The sequence below is a fragment of the uncultured Litoreibacter sp. genome, from assembly GCF_947487515.1.
Lineage (GTDB): Bacteria > Pseudomonadota > Alphaproteobacteria > Rhodobacterales > Rhodobacteraceae > Litoreibacter.
Genome location: NZ_CANKWO010000001.1, coordinates 68,809 through 90,793 on the forward strand (window position 1 = coordinate 68,809; position 21,985 = coordinate 90,793).

Below are 21,985 nucleotides of genomic sequence, written 5' to 3' on the forward strand. Positions count from 1 at the left end.
TGGCGTTGCGGCGTCATTGGCCCGCTTGTATAGCGATACTCAGGCACCCGTAGCTCAGCTGGATAGAGCGCTGCCCTCCGAAGGCAGAGGCCATAGGTTCGAATCCTATCGGGTGCACCATTCAAATATAAGAATCTGAAACTAAACAATAAAACTTTATCTAAACCATTTTTGGACAAAATCGGGCAGCATAAGTCATTGAAATATCAGGTTTTGACGAAACACGCCTAAATAGGCGTACTCAGCTGCGGTCCAGTTTGCCACGATCAATGGCCGCTCCCAGCCCAAAGCGGACACTGGGGTTTAACATTTTTGGGTGGGTGGCAATCGCTACCTATACCTTGAATAAACGAATGTAATGCGCGAAAATTTGTCAAAGCGGTGTCAGCAGACTTATCCCCTTCAGAGAGGCAAGTGGTTCAAAAATGCACCAAAAAAGTGGGCTCGTAGAGCTGCGATTGGCGTATAAGCCCAACAAACCGGAAAGGTAGCATCGTGGAAAAACCCACCGGCGACGAACGAATTGATGCCGAGTTGGTCTCTATTCAAGGCATTGATGTCGACGAGATTATCATTCTTACAGATGGGTTGAAGGCACGGTCGCGCGACGATGGGTGCGTTCAGTTTTACCCAATTTGGAGAGATGGAGAGCCCACGTGGGGTGGGGACATACTATGCGAAACATTCCGAAGCTTCATTGAGGATCGATGTATCGAGGTCATAGGAGTAAAGCAGATCACCAGAACCAATGATGGCACTCATTGGCGTTGGGCTCCAGCTAATGCATGCCATAACCCTCCCCACAATAATCCTAGCTACCGATGGTCGTTTATTTCTAGCGGGATACGTCAGTCTATCAAATCGGGAACCCGTCTCAACTTCATCGGCGAAAAATCAAGTGAACCCATTTCAGACGTTGATACAAGAAGGCTCGCCGACTTAGCAAAGCACATTGCAATTGACCTGCACCAGTTGAACCATGCCATCGCTATGATGGCTGAACATCTTCATACCGAACTTGTAAGCCAAGGACCCAGATGCAGCCGCTATTCGCATATCCGCAACCTCGACTTGTCAGCCCATGTGCACGGTTTTTTTCAAGCATTTAGTGCGGCACGAGATCATTACGCCCAGTTTCTCACCATACAAATTGGTCGGAAAAAGGTCAAAGGTCTTCCGATTGATAGTATGTCTAAGCTCCTGAATGCGGTTGAGCCGTCTCAACTTAGGCAACTTAATCTCATCAAACTTCTTGAACAGAGGAACCTTCTTGAGATTGGAGAAGGAGCGCATAACCACGCTGGCGAATGTCGGCTAGTTTATAAGTCAGATACTTGGCTGAAATATACGAACAAATTGCGAAATCGTTTCACTCACGGCTCTCCATACGGAACATCGCCGGATGAGGATATAACCGAAATTTACCAACCGGACTGTGACAGCACCATATATCTGGCAAAATCCTTCCTTGAGAAGGGCGAGGAAGGATTTCCTCTCAACATTCTAAGAACAACAAACCATTCATACCAAGCCATTTGTGGTTTGTTTCTTTTCGCGGCTGAAGCCACGGGATATGAGAGTAGTCCGCCCTTAGTCACAACAAATTTCTAATAGATCAAGCGCCCTCAGGAAGTGTCTGCCCGACTTTGCAAAGTCCGGTTTCTGCGCATAGCAGTCGATGACTTTGACTACAGCTCCCGCTCCCTAGGGCTCTAATAAGATGCTTGAGCGCCTCAGAAATTTTAGAAAATATGCATGCTAAGTTATTGAATGTTTTAAAATCGGGCATCCTCTCAGGTGCGCCAACAAAGCAAGGCGGCGCAAATTTTGACGCAACGCCCGTGATAAGAAACCCTACCTTCTACATCCGCAAGTCCTGCTTTCAGCTACTTTGAAGAACCGCCGGTCTCATAGGCCAGAGAGGGCAGGTTGATCAGAGCACTGGTTTGACACGAAAAAGCCGCCCCAGATCGCGGGCGGCTTAGAAGGAATTTCTGTGGAGTTTAGGACGGTCTTACCGGCCCCATGTGCGTACGGGGCCACAGTCCATATGCACGAAGTTGGAGCTGGAATAGCGACCAACGCCACCAGCCGAGCACGAGCTTGCAGCGCGCGATATTTGACCAACCGAACGGGACGACAAGCGCAAATCAGCAGCCTGACCCTTCATATGTAGCGAATTTTTGGCAACGCCACGTGACCGCGAGCGCAGCATGTTGTTCGTCTTCGGAGAACGATAGCCGGACAGCAGCATATAGGGCTCGGAAATACCCATCAAATTGTGGGAGGCGGACATAATGTCGATGGTCCGTGTGTCCATGTTGATCGAACTGTTCTGACGCCAGTCACGCATGAAGTAGTTGATCTCTTTAAGGGACTCTTTGATGTATTCGCCTTCAATCCAGTAGATCATATCGATCTTCTCGCCGGTGCGGCCCGAATACATCTTCAGGCGGCGAACGTCACCAGCTCCTTTCAGGAAGCCAAAAGCTTTGGAGTAGACTGGAGCTGCAGTCAAAGTTGTCGCTGCAAATGCGCCCAAAAGCGCACGCCGCGAAATCTTAGCGGAAGTCGAATTGCTCATGATCGTGCCTGTCCCGTATTGCCCTAACCGTTGCCACGGCGTCGTCTTTTTGGTCCCCAGATAGGAAACCTATGTCACATCCTTGCCTATTAACCAAGTACAGTCTTAAACAAAGGCGTTAATATGGTGATAATAGGCAAAAATCTGCGCAAACGTCTTTGAGCTAGATCAAGTCACCAAAGTATATCCAGCCGCTATATATGGTGACCAATCAGCAACGTGGCCAAAAAAAGGCGGCGCTTCCTTGGAATTGTGAATGGACTCTTTTGTGCCGGTGAAATGTAGTCCGCCGAAATTGTTCTTATCGTATTGAGGTACACTGCCATGACCCTTTCCCCAACCCGTCGCTCGACACTTAAACTTTTCGCCGCAGGCGCTGTGGGTGTTGTGCTGCCAAGTTTTGGGGCAGGGCGCGCGGAGGCTGCGGTCACCGCTTTGAAGCAATCTATCGCGGAATCTGCGGCACGCGATAAGGCTTTGTCTGCTTTCTACCGCGAGCGGAATTATAAACCGGTATTCGTCGGAAATGGCGATGGCCGCCGCCGAAGTGCACTTTTGAAAGCCTTGGCCTCGGCTGAGGACCACGGCCTTCCGGCTAAGGCTTATGATGTCGCTGGCCTGAAAGCTGCGATGAAAGCCGCCAAAAACCCGAGTGATCGGGGCCGTGTCGAAGTGCAGGCCGCATCCTTGATGCTTGATTACGCCGATCACCTGCGCTCGGGAGTTTTGAATCCGCGCAAAGTGGATAACCTGATCGTTATGGATGTGCCGCGCTACGATCGCGCCTCTACGATTGATGCGTTTGCAAAGTCCAACCCCGCCGCGTTTTTGAAGAAATTGGCCCCACGCAAGCCGGAGTACGTCCGCTTGCAAAAAGAAAAGCTGAAGCTGGAAAAGCTGATCGCCAAAGGCGGGTGGGGCGATAAGGTTCAGGCCAAGTCCCTTAAGCCAGGGGCATCGGGCGGGGCAGTGGTTCAGCTGCGTAACCGTCTGATTCGCATGGGGTATATGCGTAAATCAGCTACGCAAACCTATGACGCAAATATTCAATCAGCAGTGCAGAAATTCCAAGTGAACCACGGCTTGTCCCCTGATGGCGTGGCCGGTGGCTCTACAATTGCGCAGTTGAACAAAGGCGTGCAGGATCGGTTGCAGCAGGTTCTTGTTGCGATGGAGCGCCAGCGCTGGAACAGCCGACCGGTTGAGAAAAACCACGTCTGGGTCAACATTCCGGATTTCCACGTCGACTTGATGAAGAACGGCAAGTCGACCTTCCGGTCACGGGTCGTTGTGGGCAAGAATACATCCGACCGCCGTACGCCCGAGTTTTCGGATGTCATGGAATTCATGGTGATCAATCCTAGCTGGTATGTCCCGCGCTCGATCGTGACCAAAGAGTATCTGCCTTTGTTGAAACGCAACAAAGGGGCCGCCGGTCAGCTCCAGATCATCGGTCGCAACGGCAAACCGGTGAGCCGAAGCTCGATCAACTTCTCCCAGTACAATGAGAAGAACTTTCCCTATTCGATGAAGCAGCCGCCCTCCAAGGGCAACGCATTGGGCTTGGTGAAGTTCATTTTCCCGAACAAACACAACATCTACTTGCATGACACGCCCTCCAAATCCCTGTTTGGGCGCGAGTCACGCGCTTTCAGCCACGGCTGCATCCGTGTGCATAAGCCGTTCGACTTTGCCTATGCTTTGTTGGCCGCGCAGGAAAACGATCCCGAAGGGTTCTTCCAAGGCGTATTGCGGACTAAAAACGAGCGTCGTGTCGACCTGCGGACCCCGTTGCCGGTTCATCTTGTGTATTACACTGCTTGGGTGGATGCGAAGGGCAACGCGCATTACCGCAATGACGTTTACAACCGCGATACACAAATTTTCGCGGCGCTTAGTCGTGCTGGGGTTTCGCTGCGCTCTGTAGCCAGCTAAACATCTGCCTTAGGTCTTTCGGGCGCGCAGCGGGTGACCGCAGCGCGCCTTTCTTTATGCCGGAGCACACGCCATGACGGATTTCACCCTAACCCAAATCGCAACAGCATTGGGTGCCACGCTTGAGGGCAATGGTGCGTTAACGGTTTCCGGCGCCTCCGAGCCTGCCTCAGCAGGGACCGAACATTTGGCCTTGGCGATGGATCCGAAATATGCCGATGGATTGGCGCAAGGATCCGCGCAAGCCGCCATCTTGTGGCAGGGGGCGGATTGGCAGGCGTTGGGCTTACAAGCCGCGATTTTCGTGCCACGCCCGCGATTTGCCATGTCTGGACTGACCAAGCTGATGGACCCTGGGCCTGAGATCGAAGCAGGTATTCACCCGATGGCAGTTGTGCATCCGAGCGCCAAAATCGGTGATGGCGCAGCAATTGCTGCTTTTGTGATGATCGGGCGGGACGTCGAGATTGGCGAGGGCGCTCGGATTGCTTCTCATGTTTCGATCGCCGAAGGATCAACTATTGGCCGTAATACATTGATACTGAACGGTGTTCGCATCGGTGCACGGGTGAATATCGGCGACAGGTTTATTGCGCAGCCAGGATGTGTGATCGGGTCCGACGGGTTTTCCTTTGTGACGCCAGAGAAAAGCGGCGTCGAAAACGTGCGAAAATCATTGGGGGACCAAGGCGAGGCAGGGCCGCAGAGCTGGACGCGCATTCATTCGCTCGGGTCGGTTCGTATTGGCGATGACGTGGAGATCGGGGCGAATAGCGCCATTGATCGCGGCACAATTCGCGATACCTCGATTGGCAATGGCACCAAACTCGATAACCTCGTGCACATTGGACATAACGTTCAAATCGGGGACGATTGCCTGCTGTGCGGGCAGGTGGGGATTGCTGGCTCGTCTCGTATCGGGAACCGCGTGGTTATGGCGGGGCAATGCGGGGTGAACGACAATATTTTCGTAGGCGACGACGTTATCGCAGGCGGCGGAACAAAGATTTTCACCAATGCGCCCGCGGGGCGGGTTTTGCTGGGGTATCCGGCTGTGAAAATGGAGACGCATATCGAGATACAAAAGGCGATGCGCCGATTGCCGCGGTTTATGAAGTCTTTGAAACAAGACAAATAGATTGTAGCAATACCAGCCGCGAACCCTTAAATCTTGCGCAAGGTGAGTTGAAAGCGGGGGACGCTCTATGACCGATAGCGTGAAAGATCAGGTGATCTCCATCATTGCAGAGCAGGCCGTTTTGCAGGTGGAAGACATCAAATTAGAGGCAACGCTAGAAGATCTGGGGATCGACAGCCTCGGGTTGGTTGAAAGCATTTTCGCGATTGAAGAAGCCTTTGACATCTCGGTGCCCTTTAACGCCAATGATCCGGCAGCCAGCGACTTCGATATTTCTAATGTGACAAGCATTATCAAGGCCGTAGAGGGTCTGGTTGCGGAGCAAAAATAAGCAATGCATAGAGTCGTCATCACGGGGCAAGGCACAATTAACGCCCTCGGCGTGAATACCGCCCAAACGTTGGACGCATTTCAAGCGGGGCGTTGTGGCATTGGCGATCTGGATATTCGCGACGTGGACCGCCTGTCGATCAAAATCGGCGGGCAGGTTAAAAACTACGACCCGAACGCGGAGTTTAACCGGCAGCAGATCTCGCTCTATGATCGCTATACGCAGTTTTCCCTGATTGCCGGTCGCGAGGCGATTTCGCAATCCGGCCTGACGTTTTCGGGCGAACTGGCGGCGCAAGCAGGGGTGGTGTTGGGCACTGCGGGCGGGGGCATGAACACCCAAGATGAAAACTACCGTACGGTCTATGAAGAGGGCAAGAACCGCGTCCATCCCTTCGTTGTGCCCAAGTTGATGAACAACGCGGCCGCGGCGCATTTGTCGATGGAATACAACCTTAAGGGGCCGTCCTTCACTGTCGCCACCGCATGCGCGTCCTCCAACCACGCTATGGGACAAGCGTTCCAGTTCATTCGGTCTGGCATGACCAAAGCGATGGTGACCGGCGGGTCCGAATCCATGTTGTGTTTTGGCGGGGTGAAGGCGTGGGAAGGGCTGCGCGTGATGTCCAAAGACGCCTGCCGCCCGTTCTCGGCCAACCGCAACGGGATGGTACAAGGCGAGGGCGCGGCGATTTTCGTCTTTGAGGAATATGAGCACGCCAAAGCGCGGGGGGCGACTATTCTGGCTGAAGTCATCGGCTTCGCCATGTCATCGGATGCCGCGGATATCGTCATGCCGTCCAAACAGGGGGCGGCGCGCGCAATTTCCGGCGCTTTGAAGGATGCAAAGCTGAACCCCTCTGATGTGGGCTACATCAACGCCCATGGCACGGGCACGGCGGCAAACGACAAAACCGAATGCGCGGCGGTGGCAGACGTGTTTGGGGCACATGCGGATAAGCTCATGATGTCCTCGACGAAATCCATGCATGGCCATGTGATTGGCGGAACAGGGGCGATTGAGCTCTTGGCCTGCATCATGGCGCTGCGCGACGGGGTCGTGGCCCCGACGATCGGCTATGAAGAGCCCGATCCTGAATGCGCGCTGGACATTGTTCCCAACACGGCCCGCGACGCGGATGTCGAGGTGGCCATTTCCAACGCATTCGCCTTTGGCGGGATGAACGCGGTGCTGGCGCTTCGGCGGGCTTAAAGGTTGGCTTGCAGGTAGCTGGCGGCGATCTGGGTCTTGGCCGCGTCATCGCCACCAATGAGAAGATAGGCGTATTCCCCGTCGGACCAGCTCGCGGCCTCCATGCCCTCCAGTTGCATCTGGGTCAATGCGTTCGAGGTCGCAGACCGGATGATGCAAAGGGCCATCGGCGCGCCTGTCTCGCTTAGGTAAGCCATTTGAACCAATGCCTTACCGTTAAATCCCAACAGTTGCGCGCGCTTGTAATCTAGGCCGGGCACCGCTGTCGCACCGTTCAAGTCGCGCCCCAAGGTGGAGGCCACGCGCATCAACTGGGCTTGGGTCTCGGCCTCTGTCTGCTCCACCACAGCCAAAGTGTCTTGAACATAGAGGGCTTGGTAGGCGGCAACATAGTCGTGCCACCCACGCGTCACAGGTGCAGGCTTTGTCACGTAGGCGCCAAGCCCCATACCCGCTGCCAAAACGAAGGCCGCAGCGATTGCAGTGGGCCAGCGTCGCGCTGTTGGGGGCGTGGCGGATGGCACAGCCAGCGTGTCGGGCATATCGTCTAGCAATTGATCAAATGCTGGGCGTAACTCAGAGACTGGCGCATCCAATGCCTCTAGCCGCAGGGCCAAGGCGGCATCGCGCTCTATGGCCTCGGCGATTGCCGCGGTGTCGGCGTCGGTCAACTCCCCGTCAAGGAAGGCGGTGAGGTCCTCGTCGCTAAAGGTGCGGTCGTTACTCATGCGGTTTGGCTTTCTGCGCAGGGCAGTTTGATCTTTAGCGTCTTTCGGGCGGCGGCAAGGCGGCTCATCACTGTGCCAATCGGTATCTCAAGTATATCTGCGGCCTCGCGGTAGCTAAACCCCTCAACATAGACAAGCATCACGGCGCTTCTTTGGGCTTCGGGCAGGGCTCTTACTTGGAATAACACCTGACTTACGAAAATATTCGTCTCCGAGGGCAAATCTGCTGAATGAAGGTCTGCGTCATCGATGGGCACCAACCCACCGCCACGTCTGACTGTTTGGGACCGAAGGTCATTGAGCCAAATACGTTGGGCAATTCGAAACACCCAGCGGTCCAAATATGTGCCTTGCTCAAATTGGTCGGACTTTTCCAAGGCGCGCAAACAGGTGGTTTGCGTCAGATCATGTGCCACGTCTCGGTTGCCCGTAAGCGTCACACAGTAGCGCCACAGGCGGGGCAACACCTTTGGCAGCCCCTCGCGTATCTCGTCTTGAGACGTTTTTTTAGAAAAGAGGCGAATAAACTCAGGCTCCCGAGGGTTACTTCACTGCTGGGTCCAAGACGGATGCCCAGATCAATTTCAAAGGGAGTATCCTACATGAAGCAAAATTTTCTAGCCGCCATAGCCTTTGGTGCCGCAATCGTGAGTGGGTCGGCCTTCGCCGGCGACACTGCATCCGTAGAAGGGGCGCATACATATTTCATCAATCTTGCGGATGGGGACAGCGTTACATCCCCCGTGACCGTTCGCTTTGGTATTGCCGGAATGGGCGTGGCCCCAGCGGGCACCGAAAAAGAAGGCACCGGCCACCACCACTTGCTGCTTGATCGCGCGGCACTGGGGAAGGGGGAAGATGGCATGGAGGAATATGACTATGGCCTCGTGGGGTCCGAAAACCTGATCCACTATGGTGGCGGCCAAACCGAAACGACACTGGATCTGGCACCAGGTACACATACTTTACAGTTGGTATTCGGTGACCTGAACCATGTCCCCTTCGAGCCAAGCATCGAGACAGATGTGATCACGATCACGGTCATCGAGTAAAACGCGACGAAATGCTCAAATGCGCAAGGCTTGGGGAGGGGATTAGCTTCCCGCCTCAGGTACGCGCGCCGCCTGTGATCCGCGCTCGCGGTAGGGCGTCGTGTTGTAATGCGCACGATAGCACTTCGAGAAATGCGATGGTGACGCAAAGCCGCAAGCAAGGGCTACGTTGATAACGCTCATGTCTGTTTGCATCAGCAGGTTGCGCGCCTTTTGCAGGCGAATTTCCATGTAATACCGCTTGGGCGAACGGTTCAGGTAGCGGCGAAACAACCGCTCCAGCTGGCGCGTGGACATGCCGACATCCTTGGCCAGCAGGGAAGGGCTAATCGGTTCCTCAACATTGGCTTCCATAATCTGGATGACGCGGCTCAGCTTGGGATGGCGCACGCCGATACGTGTCGGGATCGAAAGCCGTTGCTGATCTTGGTCGGTGCGGATGGACGAATATATCTGCTGATCTGCCACCATATTGGCGACGTCTTCGCCCAAATCTGTAGCAATAATTTTGAGCATCAAGTCAATGGAGGACGTACCACCGGCGGTGGTCATGCGGTTGCCATCGACCACAAAGACAGATTTGGTCAGCTCGACGTCTTCGAACTCTTCTTGGAAGCTGTCTTGGTTTTCCCAATGGATCGTGGCGCGTTTTCCATCAAGCAAACCCGCACGCGCGACGGCGTAGGTTGCGGTGCAAAGTGCCGCGATTGTGATTCCGCGCCGCGCTTCGCGACGTATCCAGCTTAGCAATTTCTTTGTCGTGGCTTCCTGAACAAATGTGCCACCGCAAAGCACGACCGTGTCATCGCGCAGCACTTCCACAAGGTCCATGTCCAACTTGTAGCTGATTCCGGATGAACATGTGACTTCCTGACCGCCTTCGCCCGCCAGCACCCACTCATAGCTGTTCGGCACCATGCGATTGGCAATGCGCAACGCATCAACGGCACCAGCGAAACTCAGCATGGTGAAGTTGTCCATTAAAACAAAGACATAGCGACGCGACTTTGGGTCTGACGTTTTGGCCGAATGCGTGGGTGCGATGTGTGACAAGCAGTGGACCTCCCAATCCGAATGGCCAATTGAGTGAAGGATAGAACCTGCTCGGTGGGAGCAAACCTAAACTCAAGCCTTAGCTGAGTTTTCGACATTGGCAAGCCCTTGAGTGTAAGGTATCCACAGGGTCTAACAGTGATATCGCTATCATATATGGAGTATGAGACAATGGCACAGACTTGGAAGAAGTCGGACTGGCGCAACAAACCACGCGTGCAGATGCCCGACTATTTGGACGCAGACGCCCTAGCGGCAGTCGAAGGCCAACTTTCAAAGTATCCACCATTGGTTTTTGCCGGCGAAGTGCGCAAGCTGAAGTCTTCTTTGGCAGCCGTATCACGCGGCGAGGGCTTCTTGCTTCAAGGTGGTGACTGCGCCGAAAGTTTTTCTGAATTTTCCGCAGATGGCATTCGCGACACGTTCAAAGTGATGCTGCAAATGGCGATGGTTTTGACCTATGGCGCGAAAGTGCCGGTAGTGAAGGTTGGCCGCATGGCGGGCCAATTCGCCAAGCCACGGTCGGCACCGACCGAGGTCAAAGATGGCGTGGAGCTTCCAAGCTACCGCGGCGACATCATCAACGAGCTGGACTTCACCCCCGAGGCCCGCATTCCCAACCCCAACAAGATGTTGCAGGCCTACACGCAGTCGGCGGCCTCGCTGAACTTGCTGCGCGCGTTCTCTACGGGCGGCTATGCCGATGTCCATCAGGTGCACTCTTGGACCTTGGGCTTCACCGAAGGCGAGAAAGCCGCGCAATACCGCGAGTTGGCAAATAACATTTCTGATGCGCTAGACTTCATGAGTGCCGCTGGGGTCACACAGGAAACTGCGCATACATTGCAATCCGTTGATTTCTACGTGTCGCATGAATCGCTGCTGCTAGAGTATGAAGAGGCGCTTTGCCGGATCGACAGCACATCGGGTCTGCCGGTGGCCGGATCGGGTCATATGATCTGGATTGGCGACCGGACACGTCAACCTGACGGCGCCCACGTAGAGTTCGCACGCGGAGTGCAGAACCCGATCGGCTTGAAATGTGGGCCGACCACGACACCGGAAGACCTGAAGGTTCTGATGAACAAGCTGAATCCGGAGAACGAAGCGGGCCGCTTGACCCTGATCGCGCGCTTTGGTGCGGGCAATGTGGGGGAACACCTGCCACGCCTGATCAAAACTGTGAAGGAAGAAGGGGCCAATGTTGTTTGGACCTGTGATCCGATGCATGGCAACACGATCAAATCGTCGTCGGGCTACAAAACACGACCGTTTGAATCGGTGCTGCGCGAAGTTCGGGAGTTCTTCGAAATCCATTCCGCCGAGGACACTATTCCAGGTGGCGTGCATTTCGAGATGACCGGCCAGGATGTGACCGAATGCACCGGCGGTGTCCGTGCAGTCACAGACGAGGACCTGTCGGATAGGTACCACACAGCTTGCGATCCACGCCTGAACGCGTCTCAATCTTTGGAGCTGGCGTTCTTGGTGTCGGAAGAATTGTCAGCGCGCCGCAATGAAAAGAAGCGCGCTGCTGTTTAAACCAAGGTTTAATCTCTTGAAAAGCCGGGCCTCAGGGTCCGGCTTTTTTGATTAATCTGCCGGAGTATCCGTTACAACCAAACGCAACGCAGGGCGGCTTTCAGGGTTGAAACGCTCCTGCAACTCGGCAAATCCGGCGAGTTGTGGGCGTGGCTCTTGTGCGGCGGCGGGTGGCAGTTGCTCTGCGATCTCGCGGGTTTGTTCCCCGTTGCTCAAGCTTGTCACGCGCGTTTCTTTCAGGTGAAACCGCCGCAGGGACAAGCCAACGGTGCCTTCGGACACAAGGCAACCAATTGCACGGTTTACCTCGCCGCTGTCACTTTTGAGCGGCAGAACCAATAACCGCGCTCGAATTTGCCCGCCACTCGGATTGTCAGACCCCAGAATATACTCGTGAATTTCGGGCTGTGTGAAAACACGGTCAAGCATGGCCGAAAAACGGGCGCGGTCATCGGGCGCAATAAAAGAACGCAGTGGCATCCCGCGAACTTCCATCCCCATCAGGTCACTCAAATGCATCCCCGCCAAGCGGAAACGAACCGCACCGGGGCTGAGACGTTCCAGAACAAAGCCATACTCCAAAGCGCTTGATATCTCGCGCGGATCGACCTCCGAGCGCAGTGGGACCATGCGGCCGGAACGCAAACTCTCCCAATAGCTGCGAACTTCGCTCAGCGCGGAGGTGTCGCGTTTGGACTGGTGCTTCCAAAGGGAAACGATTTCGGCGCTTGGCGCATTGGCGCCCGTAGGATGTGTCATCTGTGTACCCCATATGTGGTAGACAGCTTGGCCCCCCGACCATTTACTGCCATTGTCTAATCAATTGCCCAGTGTCAAAAGACGTCGGGCGGGAATGTGCGGTGTGAAACCGTGAATACTTACTGTTGTCTTAATATGGCATGGAAGTTGCCCTAAGTGGGTTTCTAAAGTGTTAATAGGTTAATCTACTATGATCAGATCCATGACTGCCTTCGCCTCGGAAACGGGCCATGCTGAAACCTGTTCTTGGGCGCTAGAGATGCGCGGCGTTAATGCCAAAGGGCTCGATATCCGTTTGCGCCTGCCAGAGCGTTTGATGCCGCATGAACAGGCCATACGCGCCAAGATCAGCAAGGCGTTTTCGCGCGGCAACATCAGCGTGACCTTGCGTTTGGAAGGGGAGAGTGCGGCGGCAGCGATGCAATTGGATGAGGATGTGCTAGAGGCCTATATCCTGAGTGCCATTCGGGTCCGCACCATCGCCAAGAACAAAGGCCTGCGCTTGGCAGAGGCCACAGCACCGGATTATCTGGCATTGCGCGGCGTGATGCGCAGCGATGCCGAAGAGGTCTCGCTGCCAGAAGCGGACATCATGGCCAGCTTTGACGCCGCTATTGCCAGCTTTGGCGAGATGCGCGATTTCGAAGGTGCAGCACTTAACTTGGTGCTGCGGGACCACTTGGCCAAGATCGCGACCTTAACGGCGGAGGCCGCCAAACTGGCAGAGGCGCGCAAAGATCAGGTGGCGAGCCAGCTAAAAGCCAATCTTGCACGGGTCATGGACAATGTGGACGGCGCGGACGCAGACCGTGTTGCACAAGAACTGGCGTTGCTGGCTGTGAAGGCCGATGTGTCGGAAGAGATAGACCGGCTAACCGCCCATGTGGTCGCAACCGAAGTGCTGTTAGAGGCCCAAGGGCCGGTTGGGCGGAAGCTTGATTTCTTGATGCAGGAATTCAACCGTGAGGCAAATACGCTGTGCTCCAAGGCGGGCGCAGCTGACCTGACGCGGGTTGGTCTTGACCTCAAAGCCGTGATCGACCAGATGCGTGAGCAAGTTCAAAACGTGGAGTAACTATGACCGACCGTCGCGGTATATTGATCATTTTGTCGTCCCCATCGGGCGCAGGGAAATCGACCTTGGCCGGGCGGCTGATGAAATGGGACGATACGCTGTCTTTTTCCGTTTCCGCAACCACGCGGGCCCCGCGTGAAGGCGAGCAGGATGGCCGCGAATATTACTTCCGCAGCCACGAGGAATTTCGCCAGATGGTCGCCGAGGACGAAATGTTGGAGCATGCAGAAGTGTTCGACAACCTTTATGGCTCGCCCAAGGGGCCGGTGGAGGACGCAATCAGTGCAGGGCGCGACGTAATTTTCGACATTGACTGGCAAGGCGGGCAGCAGGTTCGAAACTCTGGGTTGGCTGAGGATGTGGTGTCGATTTTCATCCTGCCACCGTCAATTATTGAGTTGGAAAAGCGCCTGCGCTCGCGTGCGCAAGACAGCGATGAGGTGATCTCTGCACGAATGAAGAAAAGCCGCGATGAAATCAGCCATTGGGCCGAGTATGACTATTGCCTGATCAACCATGACATCGATGTCGCCGAGCAAGAGCTGCGTGCCATCTTGACCGCCGAGCGGTTGAAGCGGTCCCGCCAGCCCGGGTTGATGACCTTGGTGCGTGAGCTGAACGACCAATATGAGGCGCGCCAATGACCCTCTATGCCCTTGACGGTGTGACGCCGCAGCTGCCCGAAGGAGATGACTTCTGGATCGCACCTGATGCGAATTTGGTTGGGGACATCTTGATCGAAGATGCGGCATCGGTCTGGTTCGGGTCGACCCTGCGCGGCGATAACGAGCGGATCACGGTCGGACGAGGCTCCAACATTCAGGAAAACTGCGTGTTGCACACTGATATCGGGTTCCCTTTGACCATCGGGGCGAATTGCACGATCGGCCATAAGGCCATGCTACATGGCTGCGTCATCGGCGAAGGGTCTTTGATCGGGATGGGGGCGACGGTGCTCAATGGCGCGATCATCGGCAAAGGATGCCTGATCGGGGCAGGGGCATTGATTACCGAAGGCAAGGTGATTCCAGATGGCAGCCTCGTGATGGGCGCGCCGGGCAAGATCATGCGCGAATTGGATGCGCAGGCGCAGCAAGGGTTGGTTAACTCCGCATTGGGGTATCAAGCCAATATGCGCCGCTTTAAAGCAGGGCTGCGCGCCGTCTAGACGTCGTAGCGCAGGGAGGCTGCGCTGTCTGAATGACCCGCTTGTGCCGCTTTGCCGTTTTTCGCCAATGCATCTCGCAAAAGGGCGAACTGAATATGCGCCGGCTCAAGTTCACTGGCGTCAATCCGGTTGCTGCTCAGAATATCCCACGGGTTCGCATCAAATCTGATCTTGCTGCCATATGCCTGCATTTGCCATTGGCCACGATCGCAACGCACCACAATCTTTCCGCCGGCTGGCAGGGTGATCTCTAGGCACAGGATCGCCAGTAACGCGATTTTGGCTTCAATCCGGCTCAAATCGGAGGAGGGCTCCCAACTGACCTGAATGCGGCCATTGCTAAACCCGTCCCCGACCAAGGAGACGATATCCCCGCGCGCCATTCGTTGACCGGCCGCCGCCGAGCCAAAGGCCAAACGGAACAGCCGCACCCGCGCATTGGCGTTTGCGATGCTTTCCTCAATTAGGCTAAGCTCTGGCGAAGGCTTTAGGCCGGACATGACCAGCAATTCTAATCCGTTGCTGATTGCGCCGATGGGGCTAATCAAGTCGTGGCAAATTCGAGAGGCCAGCAATGAAGCGGTGTCTTTTAGAGGATCTTGCTGCGGTTCAGAATCAACAGCGATGGAGTGGGCTTTGTCGGACAATATGAACTCCTTATTGGAACCCGGAATGCTTGTGCGTAATCCGGCCGCGCCCGAATGGGGCCTTGGACAAGTTCAATCTAACATAAACGGTAAATTAACGGTTAACTTTGAGGATATGGGAAAAATGACTTTGGAAAGTGCCAAAATTGCACTGGTCCAGCATTTCCCGTCAGATCACGGATAACCCGCCGCATTGCTATGTCTCGGCGTGAACGTTATTTGCAGTCTGAATGCGACCAGAAGATAGTGGCCCATGACCAAAATCGCTCCAAAATTCGAGACACGTCTTGCCAAAAATGAGGCAGAGCTTCAGGCGTCACAGCACCTGCGCTACAAGGTGTTTGTCGAAGAGCTTGGTGGCACAGGTCAAGGTGTGGATCACGACGCGCAGCTGGAGCAAGACGCATTCGACGCGATGTTTGATCATCTGATATTGCTGGATCACAACCGACCGCCAGAACAGGGGCAGGTCGTGGGGGTTTACCGCCTGCAACGCAGCGACGCGCTCCCCGAATCCGCTCGCTACTATAGCGAGGCGGAATATGACCTCTCCCCGCTCAAGGCCAGCGGCCGCCGCTTGCTAGAGCTTGGGCGATCTTGCTTGCATCCGGATTACCGCGGCGGCGCGGGGATGTTTCACCTTTGGCAAGGATTGTCGGACTATATTGGGGCCCACAGGATCGAGGTGTTGTTCGGCGTGGCGTCTTTTCACGGAACGGATGTGCAAGCCGTTGCGCAGTCATTGTCCTATCTGCACCAATGTCATCTGGCCCCCGCTGAGTTGCGCCCAAAGGCTTTGCGCTATCAAGAAATGGCGCTGATTGATCCCGAAGAAATCGACCGTATTCAGGCGATGAAAGACACACCTGCGCTGATAAAGGCTTATTTGCGTTTGGGCGGAACCGTCGGGGATGGTGCGTTTATTGACAATGAATTCAACACTATAGATGTGTGTCTTGTGATGGACACTGCGGTCTTGTCGCAAAAGCACCGTGACATCTATGCGCGCCGCCGCATGGCGTCTCCAGAGCTGCCATGAGCACAACTTGGAACAGCAACGACCAACCCAAGCCCGCACCAATGGGGGCGGCAGCTTGGGGGCGTGTGGTCCTTCGGGGCGTGCCACTGGCGATTTTGGTCTTCGGTGGACTGGTTTCCCTGCTGCTGGTGCGCGTGCTTGAGAAGCCGGTTCATGGTCAACATCGCCCGTGGACGCCTCATATCACGCGGTTTGTGTGCCGCGCTGCATTTGTAGTGATGGGACTGCGGTTCCGCGCCATTGGCACGCCGATGAAGGAGCAAGGCGCGGTGGTCGCCAATCATAGCAGCTGGCTGGATATCTTTTCTTTGAACGCGCGTAAGCGGGTGTATTTCGTTTCCAAATCGGAAGTCGCGAATTGGCCTGGCATCGGGTGGCTTGCTCGGGCAACGGGCACGGTCTTTATCGAACGGGACCCCACGCAAGCCCGTGCCCAAAAGCAGGTGTTCGAGGAGCGGCTGTTGTCAGGCCATAAGCTGTTGTTTTTCCCCGAGGGTACCAGCTCAGACGGACTTCGGATTTTGCCTTTTAAGTCAACGCTTTTCGCGGCGTTCTTCACGCCCAAAATGAGGGAGAAGCTGCATGTTCAACCGGTGAGCGTTTCATATGATGCGCCCAAGGACGCCGATCCGAGGCTTTACGGCTGGTGGGGGGATATGGAGTTTGCGCCACATCTGTTGCAGATACTATCCGTGCCCCGACAAGGTCAGGTAACGGTGACATATCACAGCCCGCTCAAAGTGTCCGATTTCGCAAATCGTAAAGACCTTGCGGCGACCTGCGAAACCGTCATTCGTTCGGGTTTGAAGCTTAGCCCAGCGGCGCTAACACTGCTTTCAAAGCAGCACTAGGGTCATCGGTCCCCCAGATTTCCTCGCCAATGGCGAAGAAGTCGGTGAAAGGGGCAAGGCGCGCAATCGCTTCAACCGAGACCGCGCCTTCGGCCACGATCGGCAGCTCGATCATTTGTGACCACCATTCAAACGCCTCGGTCTCGGCCATTTGGCCATCCCCTAAGGTGGTTTCACCCACAGGGCCCAAGGCGACATAGTCTGCGCCATTTTCGCCGGCGCTCATCCCGTCATGGCGCGACGGGCCACAAAAGGCGCCGATGACGGCATCCGGACCAATTTCCTTGCGCACATACCGCACGGACCGCGCGCCATCGAGCAGATGCACCCCGTCAAGGCCCAGCTTTTCAACCAGCAAGAAGTGGCTGTCGATGACCAAAGGAATGTCGCGTGCATGGGCTTCTTCGCGGATCAGATCCGCCGCGCGCGAAATCTTGTCCTCGTCCTTGGTTGCAAGGCTGAGCCGGATACAAGCGACTTCCACGTCATCCAATACCCGCGCCAGTTGAGCAGGGTAGGTCGACAACTCGAACTCTGGTGGGGTGATCAGGTAGACTTGTGGGGTCTCTGGGCCCTCTTGGGCGGTGTCGGTCTGGGCCATGTCGGTCTCCGCATTAGGTTTGGGGTGTCATAGCGGGGGCGGCGGGCGCTCACAAGGGTGTTGCGGGGGGCGGCTTGCGCGCCTAAACCCTGCATCACCCTAAAGGATAGAGGCCATATGTCCGGCACAGATCACCAATCCCAAGCCCCATGGGGCGGCCCACAACCTACGGTTGTGCTGATTGCCCCGCAAATGGGCGAGAACATCGGCTCCGCCGCGCGTGCGATGTGGAATTTCGAATTGCAACGTATGCGCCTTGTCACACCGCGTGACGGCTGGCCCAATCCGGCTGCTGAGGCCACGGCGTCCGGTGCGTCGCGGGTGTTGGATCACGTGCGTGTCTTCGAGAACACCGCCGACGCCTTGGGCGATATGGACTACGTCTTTGCCACCACCGCACGGTCCCGCGACCTGACCAAACCGGTGATGACCCCAGAGCGCGCGATGGCGCACACCCGTGCGATGATCGCCTCGGGCAAACAGGTTGGCATCATGTTCGGGCCAGAACGCGCAGGGTTGGAAAATGTCGACATCGCGCAAGCCAACGCGCTGATCTCCGTGCCAGTGAACCCCGGCTTCGCGTCACTGAATCTGGCGCAATGCGTGTTGCTCGTGGCCTATGAATGGCGCCGCCAAACAGGCGAGGACGCACCCGAAGTCGTGGAAATGGCCGGCACTGAATTTGCCACCCAAGTTGAGGTCGAGAAACTGTATGAGCATTTTGTGCAGCGCTTGGACACGGCGAAATTCTTCTATCCTGATCACAAGGCGGATTCGATGCGCCTGAACTTGCGCAACATGTTGTCGCGCTTGCCGATGACGCAGGCCGACATCCAGACATTCCACGGCATGTTGCGGCAATTTGTGCGTTGGAAAGAACGTGGCGATTGACTTGTCGTGGTGCCGCGCGCGCCTTAGGTTGCAGGCGAACATATGAGGCACGACATGGCAGGCAAACGCAGCATCTTTGAAGAGGTCGAAACGGCCGAGAAACCTACCGCCCAACCCGGTGCAATTGACCGCGCCGCCAACCGAGGCAACCGGCGCGGGGTACGTGCGTGGCTGATGGTGCTTTTCGCGATGGTTGTGGTGATGATTGTCGTTGGTGGATTGACCCGCCTGACCGACAGCGGCTTGTCGATAACCGAGTGGAAGCCCGTAACAGGGGCCTTGCCGCCCATGTCCGAGGCCGCTTGGGAGGCGGAGCTAGATAAATATCGCGAAATTCCCGAATACCAGTTGCAAAACAAAGGCATGAGCCTGTCTGAGTTCAAGAATATCTACTGGTGGGAATGGGGGCACCGTCAGTTGGGCCGCGTGATCGGGTTGGTGTGGGCTGTTGGATTCTTGTGGTTCATGATCCGCAAACAAATCCCTACAGGCTGGACCGGACGCCTGCTTGCCGTCGGCGCATTGGGCGGGCTGCAAGGTGCGATTGGCTGGTGGATGGTGTCCTCTGGGCTCACGGGCGAGATGCTGGATGTGGCCTCCTACCGCCTTGCGATTCATCTTGGCTTGGCCTTTGTGATTTTGGGGCTTCTGGCTTGGTATGTGTTCACATTGGCCCGCAGCGAGGCGGATTTGCTGCAGGCGCGCCGTTTGGGCGTTCCGTCCCTGACCACTTTAACAAGCATTCTGATTCCAGTGGCCTACCTACAAATCATTGTCGGGGCATTGGTCGCAGGCATTGACGCGGGGCGCACATATACCGACTGGCCACTGATGGCGGGGGAGTTCTTTCCTGCATTGGCCTTCGAATACAGCCCCGCTTGGCGCAACTTTTTCGAGAGCGAAGCCTTGGTGCAATTCAACCACCGCATCTTGGGCTATGCCTTGTTTGCCCTTGGGATGTTCGTCTGGTGGCGCTCTCGCGGGGCGGCGAACCGTGCGGTGAAGCAGGCCTTTGATTGGGTTGCCGTGATGATGTTCGGCCAAATGGTGCTGGGGATCGGCACGGTGCTTTACGCGGCCCCTTGGCATCTGGCGATCATTCACCAATTGGGGGCGGTCATTTTGATCTGCCTGATCCTGCGCGCTCGTTTCATCAGCATTTACCCACCTGCACAATCTGTAAGGACCTGAACCCTATGTCAGCATATGAAGACCTGATGGCTTATGATCGCACCACGCAAGCTTTGGCCTCGGTGGCGGGGCGCACGGGGTGGGACCAAGAAACGGTGATGCCTGAGGGGGCGGCTGAGCTGCGCTCTGAGGAGATGGCGGCGCTTGAGGCCGTTTTGCATGCGCGCCGCACGGACGGGCGCATTGGGGATTGGCTGGCAAAGGCGGAAGCGCCGGACGAGAAGGGGGCCGCGATCCTGCGCGAGTTGACGCGGTCCTATGAGCGCAACACCAAGGTGCCGGAGAAGCTGGCGACGGACATGGCGCGACATACTTCCGCAGGGCAGGGTATCTGGGCCAAAGCCCGCGCCGAGGATGATTTTGCCAGTTTCGCGCCGACCTTGACCAAAATGATTGACCTGAAGCGCGAAGAAGCTGCCTGCCTTGCATCAGGGGGGGATCTGTATGATGCGCTGTTGAACGACTACGAGCCGGGGATGGCCGGAGCCGAGTTGCAGGGCCTGTTCGACCGCATGCGCCCGCGTCTTGTTGATCTGCGCGCCCGTGTTCTAGCCGCAGATGCACCCGCTAGGCTGGATCGCGAGTTTGATGAGGCTGGGCAAATGGCCCTGACCGCAAAACTGGCGGAAACCTTCGGATATGACCTGACGCGGGGCCGCATCGATAAGGCGGTTCACCCGTTCTCCAGCGGCTCTGGCACCGATGTGCGGATCACCACACGCACCAGCCCGCGCGATCCGTTCAACTGCTTCTATTCCACCATCCATGAGGTCGGCCATGCCTGCTACGAGCAGGGCGTGCGCGCGGATTACGCGCTAACGCCACTTGGCGCGGGCGTGTCAATGGGGGTGCATGAAAGCCAGTCGCGGATTTATGAGAACCAACTTGGTCGCTCTCGGGCCTTCACCGGCTGGCTGTATGGCCAGATGCGCGATCAGTTTGGCGACTTCGGCGTGGCGGATGAGGACGCCTTTTACGGGGTCGTGAACCGTGTGGGCTCTGGCTTCATACGGACAGAGGCGGATGAAGTGCACTACAACCTGCATGTCATGCTGCGGTTTGATCTAGAACGTCAGTTGATTTCCGGTGAGTTGGAAGTGGCCGATTTGGAAGACGCGTGGAATGCGCGGTTCGAAGCGGATTTCGGGGTGGCGGTCGACAAGCCCTCCAATGGCGTTTTGCAAGATGTGCATTGGTCATTTGGCCTGTTCGGCTACTTCCCGACCTATTCATTGGGGAATGTCTACGCGGGGTGCTTGTATCAATCGCTGCGTGAGGCTGTTCCGGCATTGGAGAGCGATCTGGCGCGCGGGGATACGGCTGCGGCCACCACATGGTTGCGCGACAACCTGCAACAGTTCGGGGGGCTGCGCACGCCGCGCGACACAATCATCCATGCCTGCGGATTTGCCCCGTCTGAGGAGCCGTTGCTGGCGTATTTGGACCAAAAATTCGGATCACTTTACGGCGTCTGACGGACCCTCCGGGGGAGGTATTTTTGAAGCAATGATGTTGAAGGCATCGCCAAGTTTACTTGCGGGGCTGGAGTTCCTTTAAGGCGTCGACGATGTAGGTGTCTGAAAGGGAAAATCCGCGCGTTTCAGAGGCGTGCGTATTCGGGTGAGTGAGCAGGCTCTGCATTAAGGTCAAGAACTCTGGGTAACTGTCAGCGATTTTCAACTTCTCGATTTCGTCCGCTCCAAAGGAGATGATTTGGCCAGACCTGCCATTCGGTCCCGGATCAAAGTCGATGCCAATGTTGTTGCCCGCGCCATCGGCGCCAAAAGGGACCCAAGCGCTATTGGCATACATCGGTTTAATCGTGTCATGTGGTGCAGATGTATAGGCATCGGCATAGTCTTGTGGGTCTTCGCGCGAGATGAGGACCCAATTCTGATAGTCGCGAATGATTCCATCAACGCCGAGCATTTGTGAGCCAAAGAAAATAGTATTGTCGCCGTGACGCCCCGCACCTCCATTGTTTAACTTTAATGCGGCAATGAGCTCAGGTGGGAGCTGGTGGGGGATTACCGCCTGCAGCCGGTCGATTTGAGCATCTGTAGCTCCTCTGGCCAATGTGCCCTTTTGGGATGGGAAGGCCTTATATACAGCTTCAGTGTATTGCGACCATGCGGAGGTCTGATCGGAGGGCCTTAAACCCCAAATAGCTGCGATGGCCAAAAGCATG

24 protein-coding genes and 1 tRNA gene are annotated in these 21,985 nt (G+C 56.0%); 17 read left to right on the top strand and 8 right to left on the bottom strand.

The genetic code is table 11. The features are described 5' to 3' along the window. The first annotated feature begins 43 nt into the window (after window positions 1-43). A tRNA-Arg gene (locus tag Q0746_RS00360) sits at window positions 44-120 on the top strand. Window positions 121-495: 375 nt separating this feature from the next. Beyond that, the gene (locus tag Q0746_RS00365) at window positions 496-1,611 is read left to right on the top strand and encodes a hypothetical protein (RefSeq protein ID WP_298256088.1); all 1,116 of its coding nucleotides are present in this window, start codon (window positions 496-498) and stop codon (window positions 1,609-1,611) included. A 403-nt stretch (window positions 1,612-2,014) separates the two neighbouring features. On the opposite strand, the gene Q0746_RS00370 is transcribed toward Q0746_RS00365, so the two are convergent. Then, window positions 2,015-2,584, bottom strand: coding sequence for a DUF882 domain-containing protein (locus tag Q0746_RS00370; RefSeq protein ID WP_298256090.1), 570 nt, complete (start codon window positions 2,582-2,584; stop codon window positions 2,015-2,017). A gap of 324 nt (window positions 2,585-2,908) precedes the next feature. Here Q0746_RS00370 and Q0746_RS00375 point away from each other — a divergent pair, with 324 nt between their 5' ends. The 4 genes from Q0746_RS00375 (at window position 2,909) to Q0746_RS00390 (ending at window position 7,200) form a co-directional block, all read left to right on the top strand. Continuing rightward, window positions 2,909-4,519, top strand: coding sequence for a L,D-transpeptidase family protein (locus tag Q0746_RS00375; protein WP_298256092.1), 1,611 nt, complete (start codon window positions 2,909-2,911; stop codon window positions 4,517-4,519). 73 nt (window positions 4,520-4,592) lie between these two features. Further along, window positions 4,593-5,657: a UDP-3-O-(3-hydroxymyristoyl)glucosamine N-acyltransferase gene (gene lpxD / locus Q0746_RS00380; RefSeq protein WP_298256094.1), complete on the top strand. Its 1,065-nt coding sequence runs from the start codon at window positions 4,593-4,595 to the stop codon at window positions 5,655-5,657. Window positions 5,658-5,724: 67 nt separating this feature from the next. Further along, window positions 5,725-5,988, top strand: a complete 264-nt coding sequence (locus Q0746_RS00385) for an acyl carrier protein (protein WP_298256096.1) — start codon at window positions 5,725-5,727, stop codon at window positions 5,986-5,988. A gap of 3 nt (window positions 5,989-5,991) precedes the next feature. Next, entirely contained in the window at window positions 5,992-7,200 is a 1,209-nt protein-coding gene (locus Q0746_RS00390) for a beta-ketoacyl-[acyl-carrier-protein] synthase family protein (protein WP_298256098.1), read from the top strand. Here Q0746_RS00390 and Q0746_RS00395 read toward each other — a convergent pair. Further along, window positions 7,197-7,928, bottom strand: a complete 732-nt coding sequence (locus Q0746_RS00395) for a hypothetical protein (RefSeq protein WP_298256100.1) — start codon at window positions 7,926-7,928, stop codon at window positions 7,197-7,199. The two genes, Q0746_RS00390 and Q0746_RS00395, sit on opposite strands and share 4 nt — an antisense overlap. Further along, window positions 7,925-8,395: an RNA polymerase sigma factor gene (locus tag Q0746_RS00400; protein WP_298256102.1), complete on the bottom strand. Its 471-nt coding sequence runs from the start codon at window positions 8,393-8,395 to the stop codon at window positions 7,925-7,927. Before Q0746_RS00400 ends, Q0746_RS00395 begins: the two co-directional genes overlap by 4 nt. 135 nt (window positions 8,396-8,530) lie before the next feature. Between Q0746_RS00400 and Q0746_RS00405 the strand changes: the two genes are divergently transcribed. Next, on the top strand, window positions 8,531-8,980 hold the full coding sequence (locus Q0746_RS00405) for a DUF4399 domain-containing protein (protein ID WP_298256104.1): 450 nt from the start codon (window positions 8,531-8,533) through the stop codon (window positions 8,978-8,980). A gap of 42 nt (window positions 8,981-9,022) precedes the next feature. Here the strand turns inward: Q0746_RS00405 and Q0746_RS00410 are convergent, their stop codons facing one another. Then, a complete protein-coding gene (locus tag Q0746_RS00410) occupies window positions 9,023-10,033 on the bottom strand; it encodes a GlxA family transcriptional regulator (protein ID WP_298256106.1) in 1,011 nt (336 codons plus the stop codon). A gap of 171 nt (window positions 10,034-10,204) precedes the next feature. On the opposite strand from Q0746_RS00410, the gene Q0746_RS00415 reads away from it, so the two are divergent. Then, the gene (locus Q0746_RS00415; RefSeq protein WP_298256108.1) at window positions 10,205-11,575 is read left to right on the top strand and encodes a class II 3-deoxy-7-phosphoheptulonate synthase; all 1,371 of its coding nucleotides are present in this window, start codon (window positions 10,205-10,207) and stop codon (window positions 11,573-11,575) included. A gap of 51 nt (window positions 11,576-11,626) precedes the next feature. Here Q0746_RS00415 and Q0746_RS00420 read toward each other — a convergent pair whose 3' ends face one another. Continuing rightward, entirely contained in the window at window positions 11,627-12,334 is a 708-nt protein-coding gene (locus tag Q0746_RS00420; protein WP_298256110.1) for a PAS domain-containing protein, read from the bottom strand. 190 nt (window positions 12,335-12,524) lie between these two features. On the opposite strand from Q0746_RS00420, the gene Q0746_RS00425 reads away from it, so the two are divergent. From Q0746_RS00425 to Q0746_RS00435, 3 genes are read left to right on the top strand one after another with little or no spacing between them, the layout of a single operon-like run. Further along, window positions 12,525-13,409 carry a YicC/YloC family endoribonuclease gene (locus Q0746_RS00425; protein WP_298256112.1) on the top strand — a complete coding sequence of 295 codons (885 nt, stop codon included), beginning with the start codon at window positions 12,525-12,527 and terminating at the stop codon, window positions 13,407-13,409. Window positions 13,410-13,411: 2 nt separating this feature from the next. Further along, window positions 13,412-14,053, top strand: coding sequence for a guanylate kinase (gmk, locus tag Q0746_RS00430; protein ID WP_298256114.1), 642 nt, complete (start codon window positions 13,412-13,414; stop codon window positions 14,051-14,053). Continuing rightward, entirely contained in the window at window positions 14,050-14,577 is a 528-nt protein-coding gene (locus tag Q0746_RS00435; RefSeq protein ID WP_298256116.1) for a gamma carbonic anhydrase family protein, read from the top strand. The genes gmk and Q0746_RS00435 overlap by 4 nt, the downstream gene beginning before the upstream one ends. Here the strand turns inward: Q0746_RS00435 and Q0746_RS00440 are convergent. Then, the gene (locus Q0746_RS00440; RefSeq protein WP_298256117.1) at window positions 14,574-15,224 is read right to left on the bottom strand and encodes a histidine phosphotransferase family protein; all 651 of its coding nucleotides are present in this window, start codon (window positions 15,222-15,224) and stop codon (window positions 14,574-14,576) included. The genes Q0746_RS00435 and Q0746_RS00440 overlap by 4 nt on opposite strands. A 1-nt stretch (window position 15,225) precedes the next feature. Here Q0746_RS00440 and Q0746_RS00445 point away from each other — a divergent pair, with 1 nt between their 5' ends. The 3 genes from Q0746_RS00445 to Q0746_RS00455 all read left to right on the top strand — a co-directional run bounded on the left by Q0746_RS00445 (window position 15,226) and on the right by Q0746_RS00455 (window position 17,114). Beyond that, window positions 15,226-15,408, top strand: coding sequence for a DUF3553 domain-containing protein (locus tag Q0746_RS00445; protein WP_298257995.1), 183 nt, complete (start codon window positions 15,226-15,228; stop codon window positions 15,406-15,408). 69 nt (window positions 15,409-15,477) lie between these two features. Then, window positions 15,478-16,263: a GNAT family N-acyltransferase gene (locus tag Q0746_RS00450; RefSeq protein ID WP_298256119.1), complete on the top strand. Its 786-nt coding sequence runs from the start codon at window positions 15,478-15,480 to the stop codon at window positions 16,261-16,263. Then, a complete protein-coding gene (locus Q0746_RS00455) occupies window positions 16,260-17,114 on the top strand; it encodes a lysophospholipid acyltransferase family protein (RefSeq protein WP_298256121.1) in 855 nt (284 codons plus the stop codon). Before Q0746_RS00450 ends, Q0746_RS00455 begins: the two co-directional genes overlap by 4 nt. Here Q0746_RS00455 and Q0746_RS00460 read toward each other — a convergent pair. Then, window positions 17,074-17,715, bottom strand: coding sequence for a thiamine phosphate synthase (locus Q0746_RS00460; protein WP_298256123.1), 642 nt, complete (start codon window positions 17,713-17,715; stop codon window positions 17,074-17,076). The two genes, Q0746_RS00455 and Q0746_RS00460, sit on opposite strands and share 41 nt — an antisense overlap. Window positions 17,716-17,832: 117 nt before the next feature. On the opposite strand from Q0746_RS00460, the gene Q0746_RS00465 reads away from it, so the two are divergent. The 3 genes from Q0746_RS00465 to Q0746_RS00475 are packed head-to-tail and all read left to right on the top strand — an operon-like array spanning window position 17,833 to window position 21,272. Then, window positions 17,833-18,606: an RNA methyltransferase gene (locus Q0746_RS00465; RefSeq protein ID WP_298256124.1), complete on the top strand. Its 774-nt coding sequence runs from the start codon at window positions 17,833-17,835 to the stop codon at window positions 18,604-18,606. 54 nt (window positions 18,607-18,660) lie between these two features. Further along, window positions 18,661-19,797: a heme A synthase gene (gene ctaA / locus Q0746_RS00470; RefSeq protein ID WP_298256126.1), complete on the top strand. Its 1,137-nt coding sequence runs from the start codon at window positions 18,661-18,663 to the stop codon at window positions 19,795-19,797. Window positions 19,798-19,802: 5 nt separating this feature from the next. Further along, window positions 19,803-21,272, top strand: a complete 1,470-nt coding sequence (locus Q0746_RS00475; protein ID WP_298256128.1) for a carboxypeptidase M32 — start codon at window positions 19,803-19,805, stop codon at window positions 21,270-21,272. A gap of 55 nt (window positions 21,273-21,327) precedes the next feature. Here Q0746_RS00475 and Q0746_RS00480 read toward each other — a convergent pair whose 3' ends face one another. Continuing rightward, window positions 21,328-21,984, bottom strand: coding sequence for an SMI1/KNR4 family protein (locus tag Q0746_RS00480; protein WP_298256130.1), 657 nt, complete (start codon window positions 21,982-21,984; stop codon window positions 21,328-21,330). Window position 21,985 lies beyond the last annotated feature (1 nt).